The 18,849-nt window shown below is 67.6% G+C and carries 15 protein-coding genes and 3 tRNA genes; 4 read left to right on the top strand and 14 right to left on the bottom strand.

What is annotated here, in order from left to right:
• Nucleotides 1-49 precede the first annotated feature (49 nt).
• The 7 genes from lepB to BM172_RS12235 all read right to left on the bottom strand — a co-directional run bounded on the left by lepB (nt 50) and on the right by BM172_RS12235 (nt 9,244).
• Nucleotides 50-964, bottom strand: a complete 915-nt coding sequence (lepB, locus tag BM172_RS12265; RefSeq protein WP_026633238.1) for a signal peptidase I — start codon at nt 962-964, stop codon at nt 50-52.
• A 108-nt stretch (nt 965-1,072) separates the two neighbouring features.
• Nucleotides 1,073-2,863: a translation elongation factor 4 gene (lepA, locus tag BM172_RS12260; protein WP_026633239.1), complete on the bottom strand. Its 1,791-nt coding sequence runs from the start codon at nt 2,861-2,863 to the stop codon at nt 1,073-1,075.
• Between the two features lie 184 nt (nt 2,864-3,047).
• The gene (locus BM172_RS12255; RefSeq protein WP_026633240.1) at nt 3,048-4,550 is read right to left on the bottom strand and encodes a DegQ family serine endoprotease; all 1,503 of its coding nucleotides are present in this window, start codon (nt 4,548-4,550) and stop codon (nt 3,048-3,050) included.
• Nucleotides 4,551-4,691: 141 nt separating this feature from the next.
• Nucleotides 4,692-5,390, bottom strand: coding sequence for a sigma-E factor negative regulatory protein (locus BM172_RS12250; protein WP_026633241.1), 699 nt, complete (start codon nt 5,388-5,390; stop codon nt 4,692-4,694).
• A complete protein-coding gene (gene rpoE / locus BM172_RS12245) occupies nt 5,387-5,980 on the bottom strand; it encodes an RNA polymerase sigma factor RpoE (RefSeq protein ID WP_026633242.1) in 594 nt (197 codons plus the stop codon). The genes BM172_RS12250 and rpoE overlap by 4 nt, the downstream gene beginning before the upstream one ends.
• A gap of 199 nt (nt 5,981-6,179) precedes the next feature.
• Complete coding sequence (locus BM172_RS12240; protein ID WP_035322166.1) at nt 6,180-8,720, bottom strand: putative bifunctional diguanylate cyclase/phosphodiesterase; 2,541 nt, start codon at nt 8,718-8,720, stop codon at nt 6,180-6,182.
• A 29-nt stretch (nt 8,721-8,749) separates the two neighbouring features.
• Entirely contained in the window at nt 8,750-9,244 is a 495-nt protein-coding gene (locus BM172_RS12235) for a hypothetical protein (RefSeq protein WP_026633244.1), read from the bottom strand.
• Nucleotides 9,245-9,445: 201 nt separating this feature from the next.
• Here BM172_RS12235 and BM172_RS12230 point away from each other — a divergent pair, with 201 nt between their 5' ends.
• Complete coding sequence (locus tag BM172_RS12230; RefSeq protein WP_026633245.1) at nt 9,446-11,506, top strand: 3-hydroxyacyl-CoA dehydrogenase NAD-binding domain-containing protein; 2,061 nt, start codon at nt 9,446-9,448, stop codon at nt 11,504-11,506.
• A gap of 261 nt (nt 11,507-11,767) precedes the next feature.
• Here BM172_RS12230 and BM172_RS12225 read toward each other — a convergent pair whose 3' ends face one another.
• From BM172_RS12225 to BM172_RS12205, 5 genes are all read right to left on the bottom strand, one after another.
• Nucleotides 11,768-12,370, bottom strand: a complete 603-nt coding sequence (locus tag BM172_RS12225) for a DUF2058 family protein (protein ID WP_026633246.1) — start codon at nt 12,368-12,370, stop codon at nt 11,768-11,770.
• Nucleotides 12,371-12,421: 51 nt separating this feature from the next.
• Entirely contained in the window at nt 12,422-12,637 is a 216-nt protein-coding gene (locus BM172_RS12220) for a SlyX family protein (RefSeq protein ID WP_026633247.1), read from the bottom strand.
• Nucleotide 12,638: 1 nt separating this feature from the next.
• A complete protein-coding gene (locus tag BM172_RS12215) occupies nt 12,639-13,976 on the bottom strand; it encodes a UDP-glucose dehydrogenase family protein (RefSeq protein ID WP_026633248.1) in 1,338 nt (445 codons plus the stop codon).
• A gap of 154 nt (nt 13,977-14,130) precedes the next feature.
• Nucleotides 14,131-14,904, bottom strand: a complete 774-nt coding sequence (locus BM172_RS12210) for an FKBP-type peptidyl-prolyl cis-trans isomerase (protein ID WP_026633249.1) — start codon at nt 14,902-14,904, stop codon at nt 14,131-14,133.
• 173 nt (nt 14,905-15,077) lie between these two features.
• On the bottom strand, nt 15,078-16,844 hold the full coding sequence (locus tag BM172_RS12205; RefSeq protein WP_026633250.1) for a cation:proton antiporter: 1,767 nt from the start codon (nt 16,842-16,844) through the stop codon (nt 15,078-15,080).
• 193 nt (nt 16,845-17,037) lie between these two features.
• Between BM172_RS12205 and BM172_RS12200 the strand changes: the two genes are divergently transcribed.
• From BM172_RS12200 to BM172_RS12190, 3 genes are all read left to right on the top strand, one after another.
• Nucleotides 17,038-17,113: transfer RNA gene (locus tag BM172_RS12200), tRNA-Ala, on the top strand.
• A gap of 15 nt (nt 17,114-17,128) precedes the next feature.
• Nucleotides 17,129-17,204, top strand: a tRNA-Glu gene (locus BM172_RS12195).
• An 88-nt stretch (nt 17,205-17,292) separates the two neighbouring features.
• Nucleotides 17,293-17,369: transfer RNA gene (locus BM172_RS12190), tRNA-Asp, on the top strand.
• Nucleotides 17,370-17,448: 79 nt separating this feature from the next.
• On the opposite strand, the gene BM172_RS12185 is transcribed toward BM172_RS12190, so the two are convergent.
• Both BM172_RS12185 and ppsR read right to left on the bottom strand, forming a co-directional pair.
• A complete protein-coding gene (locus BM172_RS12185; protein ID WP_026633251.1) occupies nt 17,449-17,949 on the bottom strand; it encodes a DUF1249 domain-containing protein in 501 nt (166 codons plus the stop codon).
• A 25-nt stretch (nt 17,950-17,974) separates the two neighbouring features.
• Nucleotides 17,975-18,790: a posphoenolpyruvate synthetase regulatory kinase/phosphorylase PpsR gene (gene ppsR / locus BM172_RS12180; RefSeq protein WP_026633252.1), complete on the bottom strand. Its 816-nt coding sequence runs from the start codon at nt 18,788-18,790 to the stop codon at nt 17,975-17,977.
• Nucleotides 18,791-18,849 lie beyond the last annotated feature (59 nt).

Below are 18,849 nucleotides of genomic sequence, written 5' to 3'. Positions count from 1 at the left end.
GCGCCGGGCCGCCGTCACCTGGCGCGACCCGACCGCCATCACGCTTTGCTCAATGAATCACTTTGCCCATGCGCGAGAAGTCGACCCAGCCCGCGTCCGGCCCCTTCCAGCTCAGCCACACCAGGAAGGCCTTGCCCGCCAGGTTCTGCTCCGGCAGGCAGCCCCACCAGCGGCTGTCGGTGCTGTTGTAGCGGTTGTCGCCCATCACCAGGTAGCAGCCCTGCGGCACCACCGAGGGCACCTTGTCGCTGGGGATCGGCGGCGGGCGGTTGTAGGCCGGCATGCGCGCGGTCAGGTGGTTGACCACCGTGCCTTCCTCGGTGCGCAGGTGCTCGTTCCATACCGTGGCGCCCATTTCCAGCATCAGGCGGTCCTCGTCGCGCTTGGGATTGCCCTGGTAGGGGCCGACCTGGTCGGCGGTCACCGCCTGGCCGTTGATCAGCAGCTGGTCGCCCTGCATCTCGATGCGGTCGCCGGGCAGGCCGATCACGCGCTTGATCCAGTTCTGGCTCGGCACCGGCGCCTGCGGGTCGGCGCAGGTCTGGTCGCCGCTGCGCACCAGCTTGCCGTCCACCCGGCACAGGTAACCCGGGAAGCGGAACACCACCACGTCGCCGCGCTTGGGCTCGCCCAGCGCGAGGAACTTGTTGTTGAAGGCCGGCATGCGCAGGCCATAGGCAAACTTGTTGACCAGGATGAAGTCGCCCACGTCCAGCGTCGGCATCATCGAGCCGGACGGGATGCGGAACGGCTCGGCCACGAAGGAGCGCAGCACCAGCACCACCAGCACCACCGGGAACAGCGAGCGCGCCCAGTCGACCGGCATCGGGTCCTGCGGCTCCTCCTGCCCGGCCGCCTCGGCCCCGGCCTTGCGCGACTTGTAGAAGAACAGGCGGTCCAGGCCCCAGATCACGCCGAACAGCACGGTGAGGGCAAGCAGAATCGCCGAAAAATCGAAATCCATGAGAGCTCCTTCAGAGCGTAAATCGCGGAGGGGTCATAGGCTGCCGGCCCGACGTGCCGGCGATGCTGCGGTAGCCCCCTGTCCGTTCCATGTCCTGCCCGCGCTGGTTTACTTGTCGACCTTGAGCACGGCGAGGAAGGCCTCCTGCGGAATCTCCACGCGGCCCACCTGCTTCATGCGCTTCTTGCCTTCCTTCTGCTTCTCCAGCAGCTTCTTCTTGCGGCTGACGTCGCCGCCGTAGCACTTGGCCAGAACGTTCTTGCGCAAGGCTTTCACCGTGGAGCGCGCGATGACCTGGGCGCCGATCGCGGCCTGGATCGCCACGTCGAACTGCTGGCGCGGGATCAGCTCCTTCATGCGCTCGACCAGGTCGCGGCCGCGGCGGTCGGCGTGGCTACGGTGCACGATCAGCGACAGCGCGTCGACGCGGTCGCCGTTGATCAGCACGTCGGTGCGCACGAACGGGCCGGCGTCGAAGCGCTCGAAGTGGTAGTCCATCGAGGCATAGCCGCGCGAGACCGACTTCAGGCGGTCGAAGAAGTCCAGCACCACCTCGGCCAGCGGCAGCTCGTAGCTGATCTGCACCTGGGTGGCGAGGTACTGGATCGAGCGCTGGATGCCGCGCTTCTCCTCGCACAGCGTGATGATGTTACCGATGTAGTCGGCCGGCGTGAGGATGTTGGCGACGATGATCGGCTCGCGGATTTCCTCCACCTGCGGCGAGGCCGGCAGCTTGGCCGGGTTGTCCAGCAGCATGACCGAGCCGTCGCTCTTGAGGATCTCGTAGACCACGGTGGGCGCGGTGGTGACCAGGTCCAGGTCGTACTCGCGCTCCAGGCGCTCCTGCACGATCTCCATGTGCAGCATGCCGAGGAAGCCGCAGCGGAAGCCGAAGCCCATCGCTTCGGAGCTTTCCGGCTCGAAGAACAGCGCGGCGTCGTTGAGGCGCAGTTTTTCCAGCGCCTCGCGCAGCGCGGGGTAGTCGTCCGCGGCGACCGGGAACAGGCCGGCGAACACGCGCGGCTGCATGGTCTGAAAACCGGGCAGCGGCTTGTCGGCGGGCTTGCCGGCGTGGGTGAGCGTGTCGCCCACCGGCGCGCCGTGCACGTCCTTGATCGAGGCGGTGATCCAGCCCACCTCGCCGGCGCCGAGCTTGTCCAGCTTCTTGCGCTTAGGGGTAAACACGCCTACTTCGCTGACTTCGTGATTGCGGCCGGTCGACATCACCAGCAGTTTCTCGCCGGGCCGGATCTCGCCCTGCATCACGCGCACCAGCGAGACCACGCCGAGGTAGTTGTCGAACCAGGAATCGATGATCAGCGCCTGCAGGCGGTCGGTGTCGCGCGGCTTCGGCGGCGGGATGCGCGCGACGATCGCCTCGAGCACTTCCACCACGTTCTGGCCGGTCTTGGCGCTGACAGCCACGGCGTCGTCGGCGTCGATGCCGATGACTGCCTCGATCTCGCCTTTCACCTTGTCCGGGTCGGCGGTGGGCAGGTCGATCTTGTTGAGCACGGGCACCACTTCCAGGCCCATCTCCACCGCCGTGTAGCAGTTGGCGACGGACTGCGCCTCCACGCCCTGGGCGGCGTCCACCACCAGCAGCGCGCCTTCGCAGGCGGCCAGCGAGCGGCTCACTTCATAGGAGAAGTCGACGTGGCCGGGCGTGTCGATGAAGTTCAGCTGGTAGGTCTTGCCGTCGCGCGCCTTGTACGGCAGCGAGACCGACTGGGCCTTGATGGTGATGCCGCGCTCGCGCTCGATCGGATTGCTGTCGAGCACCTGGGCTTCCATCTCGCGCTCGGCCAGGCCGCCACAGATCTGGATGATGCGATCGGCGAGCGTCGACTTGCCGTGGTCGATGTGGGCGATGATGGAGAAATTGCGGATCAGGTCCATGGAACACGCTGGCTGCGGTCACCGCCTGCGCGGAGCACAGGCAGCGTATCACCGGGATGGCGATACGAACCCGGCATTATCGCATGGAAAGCGCAGCGGCCGGGCGGTCTCGCCCGCCGGAGAGCCTGAACGAAACGAGGCGGCCCGGAGGCCGCCTCGTTTTTGGGAGCGATTCCCGCAGGCATCACTCGTCGTCGTCGCCCTTGGGGATGGTCAGGCCGACGAAGCCGCTCTGGTCACCGTGGCGCACCAGCAGCAGTGCCGTGTCGCCGGGCTTGAGCCCCTTGGTGGCGTCGCGGAACGCAGCGGCGCTGCCGACGCGCTGCTGGTTGACCATCAGGATGACATCGCCCGGCTGCAGGCCGGCACGGGCCGCGACCGGACCGGTAACGTCGCTGACCAGCACGCCCTCGCCCGCCTTGAGGCCAAGCTGCTGGCGGGTGTCGCTGTCCAGGTCCTGCACCGCCAGGCCCAGCGCGGTGGAACCACCGCCTGCCGCCGGCCCGCTCTTGCCGCCGGCCGCGGCGGACGTGGCCTTGCCGTCGCGCTTCATCTCGCCGATGGTCACCGGCACGTCCTGCTTCTTGCCGTCGCGCAGGATGGACAAGGTGGCCTTGCTGCCCGGCGCGGTCATGCCGACCAGCGGCGGCAGGTCGGCGGCCTGGGTGATCGGCTGGCCGTTGTAGCCGACGATGATGTCGCCAGGCCTGAGGCCGGCCTTCTCCGCACCGCTGCCCGGGGTGACCTGAGTCACCGCGGCGCCTGAATTGCTGCCGAGCTTGAGCGCCTTGGCGATGTCGTCGGTGATCGGCTGCATCATCACGCCGAGCTGGCCGCGGGTGACGTAGCCCTTTTCCTTGATCTGCTTGACCACGTTCATGGCCACGTCGATCGGGATCGAGAACGCCACGCCGAGGTAGCCGCCGGTGTTCGAATAGATCTGCGAATTCACACCGACCACGCGCCCCTGCAGGTCGAACAGCGGGCCACCGGAGTTGCCGCGGTTGATCGGCACGTCGGTCTGGATGAACGAGGTGTAGGGCTGGTCCTGGCTGCCCAGGTTGCGGCCGACGGCGCTGACGATGCCCTGGGTCACGGTGTAGTCGAAGCCGAACGGCGAACCGATCGCCAACACCCACTGGCCTGGCTTCAAGCTGCGCGAGTCGCCGATGCTCACCGCCGGCAGGCTGCCGCCGGCATCCACTTTCAGCAGGGCGATGTCGTACTGCGGATCGCTGCCGATCACCTTGGCGGTGAGGGTGCGGCGGTCCTGCAGGCGCACGGTGACCTGGTCCGCGTCATCCACCACATGGGTATTGGTGAGGATGTAGCCGTCGCTGGAAATGATGAAGCCCGAGCCGAGCGAGGTGCGCTGCTGCTCTTCCGGCGAAGGCACCATCGGCATGCCGAAGAAGCGGCGGAAGATATCCAGCTGCGGGTCGTCCGGCATGGCGCCGCCACCGCGCGCCTGCGGCGTCGTCTTGCGCGCGCTCTTGCCGCTGTACTTGGCTTCGACGTGGACCACGGCCGGGGCGTTCTTCTGCACGATGCCGGTGAAGTCCGGCAGCCCGCCGACGGCCGGCGCGGTACTGGCCGTGCCGTTCGCCGCCTGGGCCTGCGCTCCGCTCGCCACGGCAAGCGACACCACCGCGCAAGCCGCTGCGCGACGCAGGATCGATCGACTCATGTGTTCCTCCTTTTCAGGTCTGTGAGGTTTGCTTCTCAGGCTGGAAAAAACACCGCCCACGCGCCCGCCGTCCCTGGAACGGGACCGGCGGGCATAAGGGGGTGACACAAGCAGGACGCGGCGGGCGGACACGCCGCCACGTCACTGGGCCAGCGGATCCTGGGCCGGGGTTTCCTGCGCCTGCGGGGCCTGGGGCGTCCGCTGCGCCTGCGGCACCAGCAGCAGGTAGCTGCCGTCGCCGTTGTTGATCGCGCGGTAGCGATCCAGCAGGTAGGGGTTCTGGCGATTGCGCGAATACAGGAAGGTGTTGGCGCCGTCGTCGCCGCCGACCGTGGCGGAGGCCTGCTGGGTCAGGGCCGAGGGCAGGCCCGCGTAGTTGTTGAGCCATTCCGGCGCGGCGGCCGGCCCGTCCGCACGGGCCGCGACGGCGCTGGCGCGTGCGGCCGGAGCGCGCTCGCCGGCGGTGGCGACGCGCGGCGTGGCGTTGTCGCTGCCGGGACCGGCCGGCTGGGTAACCATCAGCGCGGCGACGGCGACCGTCGCGGCGATCGCACCGCCGGCGGACCAGCGCAGCCAGTGACGGCGGCGCCCGCTGCCGACAGCGACCGTCTCCTGCTCGATCGCCAGCATCACGCGGGCCGAGAATCCGGTCGATGCCAGCAGCGGCAGCTGCCGGCGCAGGCCATCGCGCGCCACGTGATAGTGCGACCAGGCCTGCTGCAGGCTGGCGTCATGGTCGAGTCGGCGCAGCAGGAAACGGAGTTCCTCCTGGGTCAGTTCGCCGTCCATGCCGGCGGAAAGCATGCCGTTGGAGAGATGTTCGCGATGAGTGTCAGTCATGTGTGGTCCTCACGGTCCGACAACAGGGGCCGCAGTTTCTCGTCGATCGCTTCGCGTGCCCGGAAGATACGCGAACGCACCGTACCGATCGGACAGCCCATCGCCTCGGCGATTTCTTCGTAGCTCAGGCCGTCCACTTCGCGCAGCGTAATGGCGGTCCGCAGCTCTTCGGGCAGGGCTTGGACAGTGGCGAAGACGGTTTGTTCAATTTCCTGGCGCAGGAGTTCGCGCTCGGGGGTGGCGGTTTCCTGCATGCGGTCGGAGCCGGGCACGAAGACCGCGTCGTCGATCGCGATATCGTCCGCCGGCGGACGCCGCCCCAGGGCCACCAAGTGGTTTTTCGCCGTGTTCACGGCGATCTTGTACATCCAGGTATAGAAAGCGCTTTCGCCGCGGAACGAGCCGATCGCGCGCCAGGCGCGCACGAATGCCTCCTGGGCCACGTCCTCGCACTCGGCGTAGTTGTTCACATAGCGGGAAATCAGCGCGATGACCTTGTGCTGGTACTTGCGCACCAGCAGGTCGAATGCCCGCTTGTCCCCTTTTTGGACCCGCTCGACCAGAGCGCTGTCCAGTTCGTTTTCGCCCATCCGGGCCGTCTCCTTCTGACTGCTGCCACCTGCTTGGAGGGATTCCGCGAGCTCGGGATGGTCCGCTAGGACAAGAACCGCACCACCAAGTTCAGCGCGGCCTGCTCCGGTGCCATCGTACCCAACGCGGCAGGCACCCCGGCGGCCGACCTCCCGCTGTTGATATAGGGACGGGCCGGGGCCAGGCAAGCGGCAATGGTCACTCCTCGGCGGCGTCCGCCGTGGCCAGCAGGCGCTGGCGCTCGTGCAGCAGCTTCTCGAAGGCCGGCGGCGGCAGCGGGCGGCAGAACAGATAGCCCTGCAGCTCGTCGCAGCGGTTGGCGCGCAGGAAATGCAGGTGCTGCTCGATCTCCACGCCCTCGGCCACCACGCCGCGCTTGAGGCGATGGGCCATCTCGATGGTGGCGCGCACGATGGCTTCGTCGTCCGGGTCCACGCCGATGTTGCGCACGAAGCTCTGATCGATCTTGATGCGGTCGGCCGGCAGCTTGCGCAGGTAGTCGAGCGAGGCGGCGCCGGTGCCGAAGTCGTCGATGGCGATGCGGCAGCCCAGCTTGTGCAGGCCGTGCAGGTTTTCCACCAGGTTCGGGGCGGCCTTGATGCTGATGCTCTCGGTCACCTCCATTTCCAGCAGGCCCGGATCCAGGCCGCTGTCCTGCAGCGCGGAGGACACGATGTCGAGCAGGTTCGGCTGCATCAGCTGCACCGCCGAGAGGTTCACGCCCAGGCGCAGCCGCAGGCCGAACTTGCGCTCCCATTCCTGCGCCTGCTTGCAGGCGGTGCGCAGCACCCACTCGCCGATCGAGACGATCAGGCCGGTCTCCTCCGCCAGCGGGATGAAGAAGCCGGGGCCGATGAAGCCCAGTTCCGGATGCTCCCAGCGCACCAGGGCTTCCATGCCGACGATGTCCTCGCTGGCCGCGTCCACCTGCGGCTGGTAGAACACGCGCAGTTCGCCATTGTGCTCGGCGTGGCGCAGGCCGGACTTCAGCGCCATGTTCTGCTGCTGCGCCTGCTCGGCGCTGATCTCGTAGATCTGGTAGTTGTTGCGGCCCAGGCTCTTGGCCGCGTACATCGCCTCGTCGGCGTGCTTGAGCAGGGTCTCGGCGTCCGGCGCGTCGTCGGGGAAGAAGCTCACGCCGATCGAGGCGGTGACCTGCAGCTCGGTGCCGTCGTCGATGCGGAACGGCGCCTCCATCACCTGCACGATCTTCTCGGCGACGCGCAGCACGTCCTCGCTCTTGACGATGTGGCGCAGGATCACCACGAATTCGTCGCCGGCGTAGCGCGCCACCGTGTCCGAGGCGCGCACGCTGGTGCGCAGGCGCTGGGTGGTGGTGATCAGCACCTGGTCGCCGACCGCGTGGCCGAGCGTGTCGTTGATGGTCTTGAAGCGGTCCAGGTCGACGAACAGCATGGCGAAGCATTCGCCGGTGCGGTTGGCCTCGCGGATGATGGTGTCCAGGCGGTCGTTGAACAGCAGGCGGTTGGGCAGGCCGGTGAGCGCGTCGAGCAGGCCTTCGGCGCGGCCCTGCTCGCGCGTGCGGCGCAGTTCCAGCGCATGCGCGAAGCGCGCCGCGGCGCAACGCAGCACCGGCTCGACGATGGCCAGCTCGCCGAACGGCTGCCGCGTGCCGGCCAGCAGCGCGCCCAGCACGGCATGGCGCTCGTCCAGCAGCGGCAGGCCGGCGAAGCCGCTCAGGTCCAGCTGTTCGAGCAGCGGATCCATCGCCGCCAGCCGCCGCGCTCCGCCCGGATGCAGCATGGCCTGGCCGGACAGCACCAGGCGCAGCGAACTCTGCAGCTGCGGGCTGGGCCACAGTTGTTCCTCGCCGCTCCAGCACTGCGCGAGCTGCAGCGGCGCGCCGCCTTCTTCCGGGCGTGCCGACCAGATCGCCAGGTAATCCAGCCCCATGTCCTCGAACAGCGTGCGCGCCGCCTCGGCGATGCTGTCGTCGCCGCTGCTGGTGGCGAACAGCCGGGCCAGCATGGCCAGCGCCACTTCGGCGCGCGCGCCGGCGCGGTCGCTGCGGAACACGAAGGCTACCGCCTCGCGCCCGGCGTGGCGGATCTGCCGCGCGCTGGCCTCGCCGCTGTCGTAGCCCTGGCGCGAGCGCCGCCGGCACGGATGCCAGCGGCGCGAGTCGTCGGCCAGCGCCTGTTCCGGCGCCAGGCCCTGGAATTCCAGCAGCTCGGCCAAGGGCAACCCGACCAGGCGTTCGCCGGACAGGCCGCTGCGCCGCAGCAGCGCGGGGCTGAGTTCGAGCAGTCGACCGCGCGCGGTGTCGACGATCAGCCACTCGCTCTCCACTTCGTCGAAGGCGAAACGGTAGTCGCCGCCCGTCGGCGCCGCGCCGCCCTGCGCGGCCGCGGGCAACACCGCGCCGGTGCGCTGCAGGCGCTGCCAGCGCGCGATCAGTTCGCTGTCGATCTGCGCGGCGTAGAGCCAGTCCGAGACCCCGGCCGGAAGCTGGGCCGGCTTGATCGCCGCGCCCTCGGTCAGCACCGCGATCAGCGGCGCGTCGGCGCAGGCCGGCAGGCGCCGCAGCTGTTCGACCGAGGCCAGCGCGTCGCGCGCGTCGCCCTCCAGCACCATCACCACCAGGGCGAGGTCGGGACGCCCTTCGAGCAGGATGCCGGCGTGCGTGGTGTCGCGCGCGGAATGCACGGCGAGGTGGCCGTCGCGGTCGAGCGCATCGAACACCGCACGGCGCAGTTCGCGCTGCGCGGCGACCACCATGATGCCGCCCTGCCCGGCCACCGCCGCGCTCAAAGCACCCACCGTCCGTCGCGCAGGCGCGGCCGCAGGGCCGGCTTGACCTGGCAGCTGAGCCGCACGATCACGTCGCTCAAGCCTTCGACCAGCGACTCGGACGCGTCCAGCAGCACCACCCGGCGCACATGCCCGGTCGGCGTGCGCGAGAGCTGCCGCAGCAGGGCGACGTCCGGCGCGGCCAGCGGCAACGGCAGCCGGCGCAATAGATAAATGCCGAAATGATTGCTCTGCTGGATGTAGCGCAGCACCTGGCCGAGCCGCGCATGCGGCGCCTTCTCGGCGTGCTCCTCGCGCAGGTTGCCCAGGCCTTCCTCCGGGCTCCACAGATAGATGGCCTGGCCGGTGCGGCGGACCACCGTGCGGAACTGCGCGATCAGCGCCTCGCCGTCGGCCTCCTCCAACGCCACCAGGGAGCTGCGCGCGCCCAGGATGCGCTCGAGGATATCGGCGCCAGGCTGGAGGGCGGGAGCGGCAATGGAGGTGTTCATTCTGGGCGGTAAGTTACGCGGTCCGGTGGGCTACGCCTAGCGTCCGTTCCAGCCTTCCCGGATTCGCCCGCGGGTTTCTTGCGTCAGCGCACAAGCCGCTCTTTTACGCGATTTTCATGGAACTTGCGGGCCTGCCGGGCCATCTCGCAATCCACGCTACGGCAGGGTATGGTTCGAGCCTTTCCACGCTGGACCCGACCCATGTTCGAAGGATTGCGCTTCAACCACTGGAAGACGAGCCTGGACGACAGCGGCATCGTCACCCTGACGCTCGACCGCGCCAACAGCAGCGTCAACGCGCTCTCGCGCGAGGTGCTGGACGAGCTCGGCCAGATCGTGGAGCGCCTGTCGATCGAGAAGCCCGCCGGCGTGCTGATCCACTCGGCCAAGCCGGGCGGTTTCGCGGTCGGCGCGGACATCAAGGAGTTCGTCGAATACGCCAGGGACGGCACCGTCCTGCAGAACATCGAGAACGGCCAGCGCGTGTTCGAGTCGCTGGCCCGCCTGCCCTGCCCGACCGTGGCCGCCATCCACGGCGCCTGCATGGGCGGCGGCACGGAACTGGTGCTGGCCTGCCGCCAGCGCATCGCGGCGGACGACGAGAAAACCAGGATCGGCCTGCCCGAGGTGATGCTCGGCATCCATCCCGGCTGGGGCGGCACGGCGCGCCTGCCGCGCCTGATCGGCGCGCTCGATGCGCTGCCGGTGATGCTGACCGGCAAGGCCTTGTCGGCCAGGCGCGCCGCCGCGCTCGGCGTGGTCGATCGCCTGGCGCCGCCGAACGAACTGCTGGCCGAGGCGCGCGCCCTGCTGCGCCGCCCGCACGCGCGTCCGGCCGCGCGGCGCCTGAAGGCCTGGGCGACCAATACCTGGCCCGCGCGCCAGATCCTGGCGCCGATGGTGCTCAAGCAGACCGCGGCCAAGGTGCGCAAGGAGCATTACCCCGCTCCGTTCGCGCTGATCAACGTGTGGCAGCGCGGCGGCTCCAGCATCCAGCAACGGCTGAAGTTGGAAGCGCGCTCGGTGGCCAAGCTGGCCGAGACCAGCACCGCGCGCAACCTGATCCGCATCTTCCTGCTGCAGGAACGCCTCAAGGGCCAGGGCAGCGGCGTGGAACACGGCATCGAGCATGTGCACGTGGTCGGCGCCGGCGTGATGGGCGGCGACATCGCGGCCTGGGCGGCCTTCAAGGGTTTCCAGGTGACCCTGCAGGATCGCGAGATGAAGTTCATCCAGCCGGCGCTGGACCGCGCGCGGGCGCTGTACGAAAAGAAGCTGAAGACGCCGGAGAAGGTCGAGGAAACCGCGCGCCGCCTGCGCGCCGACGTCGAGGGCAAGGGCGTGGCCGCGGCGGACCTGGCGATCGAGGCGATCTTCGAGAACGCCGAAGCGAAGCAGGCGCTGTACGCCAGCATCGAGCCGCAGTTCCAGGCCGACGAGATCCTGGCCACCAACACCTCCAGCATTCCGCTCGACGAACTGCGCCGCGGCCTGAAGGCGCCGCAGCGTTTCCTCGGCCTGCACTTCTTCAATCCGGTGGCGCAGATGCCGCTGGTCGAAGTGGTGCGCCACGACGGCCTCGATCCGGAGGTGGAGAAGCGCGCGCTGGCCTTCTGCAAGGCGATCGGCAAGCTGCCGGTGGCGGTGAAGGGCACGCCGGGCTTCCTGGTCAACCGCATCCTGATGCCCTACCTGCTCGAAGCGATCCGCCTCTACAACGAAGGCGTGCCCGGCCCCGTGCTGGACAAGGAAGCGAAGAAGTTCGGCATGCCGATGGGGCCGATCGAGCTGGCCGACACCGTCGGCCTGGACGTATGCGCCTCGGTCGGCAAGGAGCTGGCGCCGTTCCTGGGCCTGGAACTGCCGCCGGGCATCGAGGACAAGCTCGCCGCCGGCAAGCGCGGCAAGAAGGACGGCCAGGGTTTCTACGTGTGGCAGGAAGGCAAGCCGCAGAAGCCGGAAGTCGATCCCGACTACGCCGTACCGGCCGACCTGCAGGAGCGCATGCTGCTGCCGATGGTCAACGAGGCGGTGGCCTGCCTTGCCGATGGCGTGGTGGACGATGCCGACCTGCTCGATGCGGGCGTGATCTTCGGCACCGGCTTCGCGCCGTTCCGCGGCGGCCCGATCCAGTACGTGCGCAGCGAAGGCGCGGCGGTGATCAAGGGCAAGCTGGAGCGCCTGGCGCAGCGGCATGGCGAGCGCTTCACGCCGAAGCAGGGATGGGACCTGGCTATCCTGGCGCAGCCGCCGGAAGCCTGAAGCCAGGCGTGACATGAAAAAGGCCGGCGTCTTCGCCGGCTTTTTTTATGGCGCCTGTATCTCGACCGTCACGTCATCCCGGCGCAGGCCGGACGAGCGCGTAGCGCGAAGAACGTCCGCAGGACGGCCCCGAAGGGCGTGCGAAAAGCTCCAGAGCGGGCTTTGAACGTCTTCGCCGTCACAAGGCGTATCGCTACTGGATCCCGGCCTGCGCCGGGATGACGTTCAAGTCTTTTCGCGATTCCCGTGTTCCGGCGGCGCTTACCAGACCAGGTCGTCCGGCACGCCGTCCTCGCCGACACCGCCCGCGCCCGGCTCCGAAAGCAGCGCCAGGTGATGCGCATCGATCTGGCGTACCTGCTCGGCGATGGCGCGGGTGACGACCAGGTAGTGGCCGCCCTGCTGCACCACGCCCAGTTCGCCGGCGTTGATCGCGGCCAGCTGTGCCTGGTCGACATAGACGCGGCGGATCTTGCCGCCGTATTCGAAATGACGCGCGTGCTCGGCGTCTTTCTTGTTCAGCGCCTGCCCCTGCAGCAGCTCCTGCACCTTCTGCTTGCGCTCGCGCTTGAGTCGCGCTTCCTCGGCCGCGGCCTGCTCCGCCTGGCGGCGCTCGGTGCTCTCGGCCTGCTTGCGGATGGCGTAGGCCTTGGCCAGGTCGATCTCGCCGTCGCGCGGTTTGTGCGCCGGCGGCTGCTGCGGCTTGCCGCCCTGGCCGGTCGGCTTGTGCGCCGGCTTATTGGCCGACTTGTGGAAAGGCTTGTGCGCCGGCTTGCCGGCCGGCGGCTGCGACGCGCGCTTCTCGTCGCGCACCTGTTTGACGATGCCGCTCTTCAGCAGCTGATCGCGCAGGGAATCGGCCATGATCGATAAACCTGTCTTGCGTGTGGATCGGAACGTGGGACAACCAAGGTATCAATAATGCGGCGGCGGCGGCTCGCTGTGCGGATCGAGCGAATGCGAAGTGCGCAATGCCACCAGTTCGTGGCGCAGATCGCGCAGCAGCTGTTCCAGCATCAGGATGCGCTGCGCCTGCTCGGTCTCGGTGGCGACCAGGGCGTTGACCGTATCGTCGAGAAAGGTCAGGCGCACTTCCAGTTCGGTCAGGCGTTGTTCGAGCGTATCGGACACGTCACACCCTCAGGCTGCGGCCGCGGCCGATGCCGTAGTACGCCAGGCCGGCCTCTTCGACGGCGGCCGGATCGTACAGATTGCGGCCGTCGAAGATCGCCGGGCTCTTCAGCGCAGCGCGGATGCGCGCGAAATCCGGACTGCGGAACGCCTTCCACTCGGTGACGATGGCCAGCACGTCGGCGCCGTCCAGCGCCTGGTAGGCGCTGTCGCACAGCACCAGGTCCGGCCGGTCGCCGTAGATGCGGTGGGTTTCCTCGCGCGCTTCCGGATCGAACGCGCGCACCTTGGCGCCGGCGTCCCACAGCGCTTCCATCACGCGGCGGCTGGAGGCCTCGCGCATGTCGTCGGTGTTCGGCTTGAAGGCCAGACCCCACAGGGCGATGGTGCGGCCCTTGAGGTCGCCGTCGAAATGGCGCGAGACCAGTTCGAACAGCTTGCCCTTCTGCTCGTGGTTGACCGATTCGACCGCGCCGAGCAGGCGCGCCTCGTAGCCGACGCCGCGCGCCGTGCGCTCCAGCGCCTGCACGTCCTTGGGAAAACAGGAGCCGCCGTAGCCGGCGCCGGGATAGATGAAGTGGTAGCCGATGCGCGGATCCGAGCCGATGCCCTGGCGTACCAGTTCGACGTCGGCGCCGACGCGCTCGGCGATGTTGGCGATCTCGTTCATGAAGCTGATCTTGGTCGCCAGCATCGCGTTGGCGGCGTACTTGGTCAGCTCGGCGGAACGCTCGTCCATCACTACCGTGCGGTCGTGATTGCGGTTGAACGGCGCATAGAGCTTGCGCAGCACACCCACCGCGCGCTCGCTGGAGCTGCCGATGATGATGCGGTCCGGGCGCAGGCAGTCTTCGACCGCATCGCCTTCCTTCAGGAATTCGGGGTTCGACACCACGTCGAATTCGACCTGCACGCCGCGCGCCGCGAGCTCGTCGGCGATCGCCTTGCGCACGCGGTCGGCGGTGCCCACCGGCACGGTCGACTTGTTCACCACCACGGCGTAGCGGTCCAGGTGCTGGCCGATGGTGCGCGCCACGCCGAGCACGTATTTGAGGTCGGCGCTGCCGTCCTCGTCCGGCGGCGTGCCGACGGCGATGAAGAGCACCTGGCCGTGCGCGATCGCCGGCGCCGCGTCGGTGGTGAAATCCAGCTGGCCGCTGGCGTGATTGCGCTTGACGATGGGCTCCAGGCCCGGCTCGTAGATCGGGATCTCGCCGCGCGTCAGGCGCTCGACCTTGGCCGCGTCGATATCCACGCAGGCCACATGGTTGCCCATCTCGGCCAGGCAGGCGCCGGTGACCAGACCTACGTAACCGGTGCCGAAAATGGTGACTTTCATCGTCCTAGGGGTTCCGCGCAGCGACAGACCGCGAATTCTAGCAGGCGGCTATCGCGCGTCGCGCCGTTCCCGGTCCGATCCGGGATCTTAAAAAAGCAACGGGGCGCGAATCGCTTCGCGCCCCGTGCGGCATGACTTGCTGCGAGAGCTGCGCTTACTTCGCGCCGCCCTGGTCGCCGCCGGCCCCGGCCGGGGTGGCGCCGGTCTTCACCAGGGTCACGTCGAAGATGATCGTCGCGTTCGGCGGGAAGCCGTTCTGCGGCTGCGCGCCGTAGGCGATGTTCGACGGGATGAACAGCTTGTAGTGGCCGCCCACCTGCATCAGCTGCAGGCCTTCGCGGAAGCCCGGGATCACGCCGGAGAGCGGGATCGAGGCCGGACCGGTGTTGCCTTCGTGCTTGGACGAATCGTCGAACACTTCGCCGTTGACGAAGCTGCCGACGTAGTTCACCTGCACGGTGTCGTTCGGACCCGGACGGGCACCGGTGCCCTGGCTGATCACCTGGTACTGCAGGCCCGAGGCGGTGGTCTTCACGCCCGCTGCGGACTTGTTCTTGGCTAGGTAGGCGTCGCCTTCGGACTTGTTCTTGGCGGCGACCTTCTCGTACTCGGCCTTGGCCTTGGTCTGCAGATTGGCGACGAAGGCGTCACGCACCTGCTTGGCTTCGGCTTCGGTCATGGTCGGCTTCTGGCCCGACAGCGCGGACTGGACAGCACGGGCCACGGTGGCCGGGTCCACTTCCTCGCGCACGAGCGGCGGGAGCTGGCTGGCCAGGTCCCAGCCGACCACGTAGCTGGCCTTGGTCTTGTCGACCGCGCCGGCCGCCGGAGCGGCGGTCTTGGCGGCCTGGGCGTGCGCGCCGGCGGTGAGGCCCAGCGCAACCGCCAGGGCGGCGGCCGTCAGCGTGGGACGCAAGAATTGCTTCATTTGAAACTCCCTCGTTTTTGGATGTCCCGGTGCTCACCGGACGGGCCTCCCCATTGGAGGCAGCGCCACGCATTGTGAGGCGCCTTCCCGGTCTTAGCAACGATGTCGAACGTCGACCATCAGGCCATATAAAGGTTCAAAGCGCATGACATCGTGGCATTTTGCGATTTTCTTCACGAATGACCATTCGGTCGCCCGTCGCGTTCGAGCGTATCCCGCAGCGCGGCCTGCAGACGCGCATGCACCTGGACCAGCACGCGCCACAGCAGCCAGGTCAGCGCCAGGCCCACCAGAACCAGCACCAGCGCCACTTCCCGCGGGGGCAGGATGGTCGAGGCCAGCGCCGCCACCAGCAGGCCGAGCACCCACATCGCGGCCAATGGCACGAGTCGTGCCAACACCGAGCGGATCTTGACGTTGAGTGCACCGCCCACGCGTTCCGGAATGCTCAGCTCCGCCAGCAGCATGCCCAGTGCGGCCGCCTTGCGGTACGCCGCGACGATCATCGGCAGCGACAGCAGCGCCGCGATCGACCACGCCACCGAGCGCTCGACCAGCGGGCGATGGTTCAACCACTCCCAATGGAAGAACTGCCGGCGATACAGGTAGGCCATGATCAGGAACACCGCCACCACCAGCATCATGTTGATGATCACGTGCCACACCAGGCGGCGGATCATCTTCATCACGATGGCGCCCTGGCCGCTGAGGCTCAGGTTGCCCATCCAGTCGGTATAGGCAGTGAACATGCCGCTGACGCCGGCCGGCACGCGCCGGCCGAGGAAGCCGGCAAGCGGATCGGCCGCGCGGATCAGGTACGGCGTAAGGAAGGTGGTGATGGCCGACACCGCCACCGCGACCGGATAGAGAAAGCTGCTGGTTACCTTCAAGGTCAGGCCCAGCGAAGCGATCACGAACGAGAACTCGCCGATCTGCGCCAGGCCCATGCCCACGCGCAGCGAGGTGCGCCCGCCGTTGCCTGCGACGAAGGTACCGAAGCTGCAGGTGATCACCTTGCCCAGCACCACTACGATGGTGACCACAGTGATCGGCAGCGCGTACTGCGCCAGCAATGCGGGATCGATCAGCATGCCGATGGCGACGAAGAACACCGCACTGAACATGTCGCGCACCGGCGTGATGATGCGCTCCACCCGCGCCACGTTGTCCGATTCGCCGACGATCGCGCCGATCAGGAAGGCGCCCAGCGCGACGCTGTAGCCCATCTCCGTCACCAGCAGGCAGAAGCCGAAACACAGGCCCAGCACCGCCACCAGCAGCACGTCGTCGCGGGCCACCCGCGCGATGTAGTCCACCACCCGCGGCACCAGCAGCAGGCCCACCACCAGCGAGACCACCATGAACAGCATCAGGCGTCCGATCGCTTCCATCGCCTGCCCTGCCTCCAGGTCGCCGGTGCTGGCGATGCCGGTGAGCAGGGCCATCAGCACCACGGCGAGCACGTCCTCGATGATCAGGATGCCGAAGATCAGCTGCGCGAAGCGTTCGCGCTTGAGGTCGAGGTCGTCCAGCGCCTTCATGATGATGGTGGTGGAGGAGATCGACAGCATGGCGCCGAGGAACATCGAGTCCATCGGCGTCCAGCCGAAGAAGCGGCCGATCTCGTAGCCGATCCACACCATCAGCACGATCTCGCACAGCGCCGCCACCAGCGCCGCGCCGCCCACCGCGCGCAGCTTCTTGAGGCTGAATTCCAGGCCCAGCGCGAACAGCAGCAGGATCATGCCCAGCTCGGACAGCGTGCGGATGGTGTCCTCGTCGTGGATGAAGATCACCGGCGACGTGTAGGGCCCGACCAGCACGCCGGCGATGATGTAGCCGAGCACCACCGGCTGGCGCAGCCGCTGGAAAATCACCGTGGTGAGGCCGGCGACCAGCATCACCGTGGCGAGGTCCTGGATGAAGTGCAGATCGTGCATGGAGGCTTCCGTGTCGAGTCATCGCAAGACTACACGCGGACGCCGGGCGTGCACCCTTAAGCGCCCCGCCTCCGTGCGCATGTCATGCCGAGTCCCCCGCCGACACACGAAGCGAAACATTTGTGAAAAATTTTCCGGGCGGACGCTTGACGAAACTCCGAACCCTATTTATTCTTTCGGGCTCCACAGCAGTGGGGCCATAGCTCAGCTGGGAGAGCGCCTGCATGGCATGCAGGAGGTCGGCGGTTCGATCCCGCCTGGCTCCACCAAATATTTTAGATCACGTCCCCATCGTCTAGAGGCCTAGGACATCACCCTTTCACGGTGGCGACCGGGGTTCGAATCCCCGTGGGGACGCCAGCTTCAAACCGGTTGCTTCGAAAGCGGCAACGGCAAGTTGGGAATCAGGGGCCTCTTGGTTTTACTGGTTTCAGCTGTTCGAAAATGCGGAGCGGTAGTTCAGTCGGTTAGAATGCTGGCCTGTCACGCCGGAGGTCGCGGGTTCGAGTCCCGTCCGCTCCGCCACTTTTCCAAGGAACCCGCCTCGCGCGGGTTTTTTGTTGCCTGCGCTTCGGCCAATGCCCTTCCCCGGCAAACCGAAGCCTTACAGCTCGTGTCCCGGCGGCAAGTCCACCGGCCGGTGCTGCTCCATCGGTTCCAGCGTGCCGCGCGAATGCCCCTGCTCGGCCAGGTATTCCAGCCAGCGCGAGAGAAACCCGTTCATGCGCAGGCGATGCTGCAGCACCGTGTGGGCCGGCGGGAACGGCCCGAGCACCTGCCACAGATGGCGGCCCGGATGGCAATGCAGCGCCTCGGCCACATGCGCGTCGGTGTACATGCGCAGCTGCGCCGAGGGCGACGGATGCCCGGTGTTGGCATCGACAAAGTCGTAGGTCAGTTCCAGTTCCAGCGTATAGGGATGGCGCTCCTGCACCTGCAGGCGCACGTCCAGCCCGTCGTCCACGCTCGACACATAGAAGCCTGGCGCCAGTTCGTGCGGTGCGAACAGGTGCGCCAGGCGATGGTAGTTCTCCGCATACAGTCCCATCAGGAAGCCGAAGCGATCCGGCAGCAGGGACTGGCGACTGTCCAGCACGGCACTCATAGCGGCGGTGGGTACTCCGTTGACTTCAGAACATGGTCCGCTCGATACCGAAGCGGTCAAGGATCTTGCTGGCGATTTCCTCGATCGACACGTGGGTGGTGTTGAGGCTGGGAATGCCTTCGCGCCGCATCAGCTTCTCGGCCTGTTCCAGCTCCCACCGGCACTGCTGCAGCGTCGCATAACGGCTGCCGGCGCGCCGCTGTTCGCGGATCTGCGCCAGGCGCTGCGGGTCGATGGTGAGGCCGAACAGCCGGTCCCGGTAGGGACGCAGGCGCGCCGGAAGCTCCAGCTTGTCGAGGTCGTCGTCGGTCAGGGGATAGTTGGCGGCGCTCACCCCGTAATGCAAGGCCATGTACAGGCAGGTCGGGGTCTTGCCCGAACGGGACACGCCGACCAGGATCAGATCGGCCTGGGCATAGTCCACGTCGATGCCGTCGTCATGGGACAGCGCGTAGTTGGTGGCGTTGATGCGCGCCTCGTACTTGTCGAAATCGACCAAACCATGCGAGCGGTTCACCGCGCCCGAGCGCTTGGCGCCGAGCTCTTCTTCCAGCGTGCCGATGAACGGCGCGAACACGTCCAGCATCAGCGCCCCGCTCGCCGCCACGATGTCGCACAGGTCGCGCGAGGCCATGGTGTTGACCACGATCGGCCGCTCGCCGCTCTGGGCGAAGCGCGTCTTGATGCGCAGCGCGGCGGCCTCGGCCTTTTGCGCATCGTCCACGAACGGCAGGCGATGCTTGTCGAACTGCACGCCCTCGAACTGGGCCAGGATGCTGTTGCCGATCGTCTCCGCTGTAATACCAGTGGAATCGGAGATGTAAAAAACGGTACGCCGCATACCTGTTCCACCGGGCCCGGAAAAGTTGGGCGCCACCTTAGCGCAAGCACGAATCCCTG

The organism is Dyella marensis (assembly GCF_900112865.1).
Classification (GTDB): domain Bacteria; phylum Pseudomonadota; class Gammaproteobacteria; order Xanthomonadales; family Rhodanobacteraceae; genus Dyella_D; species Dyella_D marensis_A.
The sequence above is the reverse complement of the archived record's forward strand: the minus strand, read 5'-3'. Positions and strand labels throughout refer to the sequence as shown.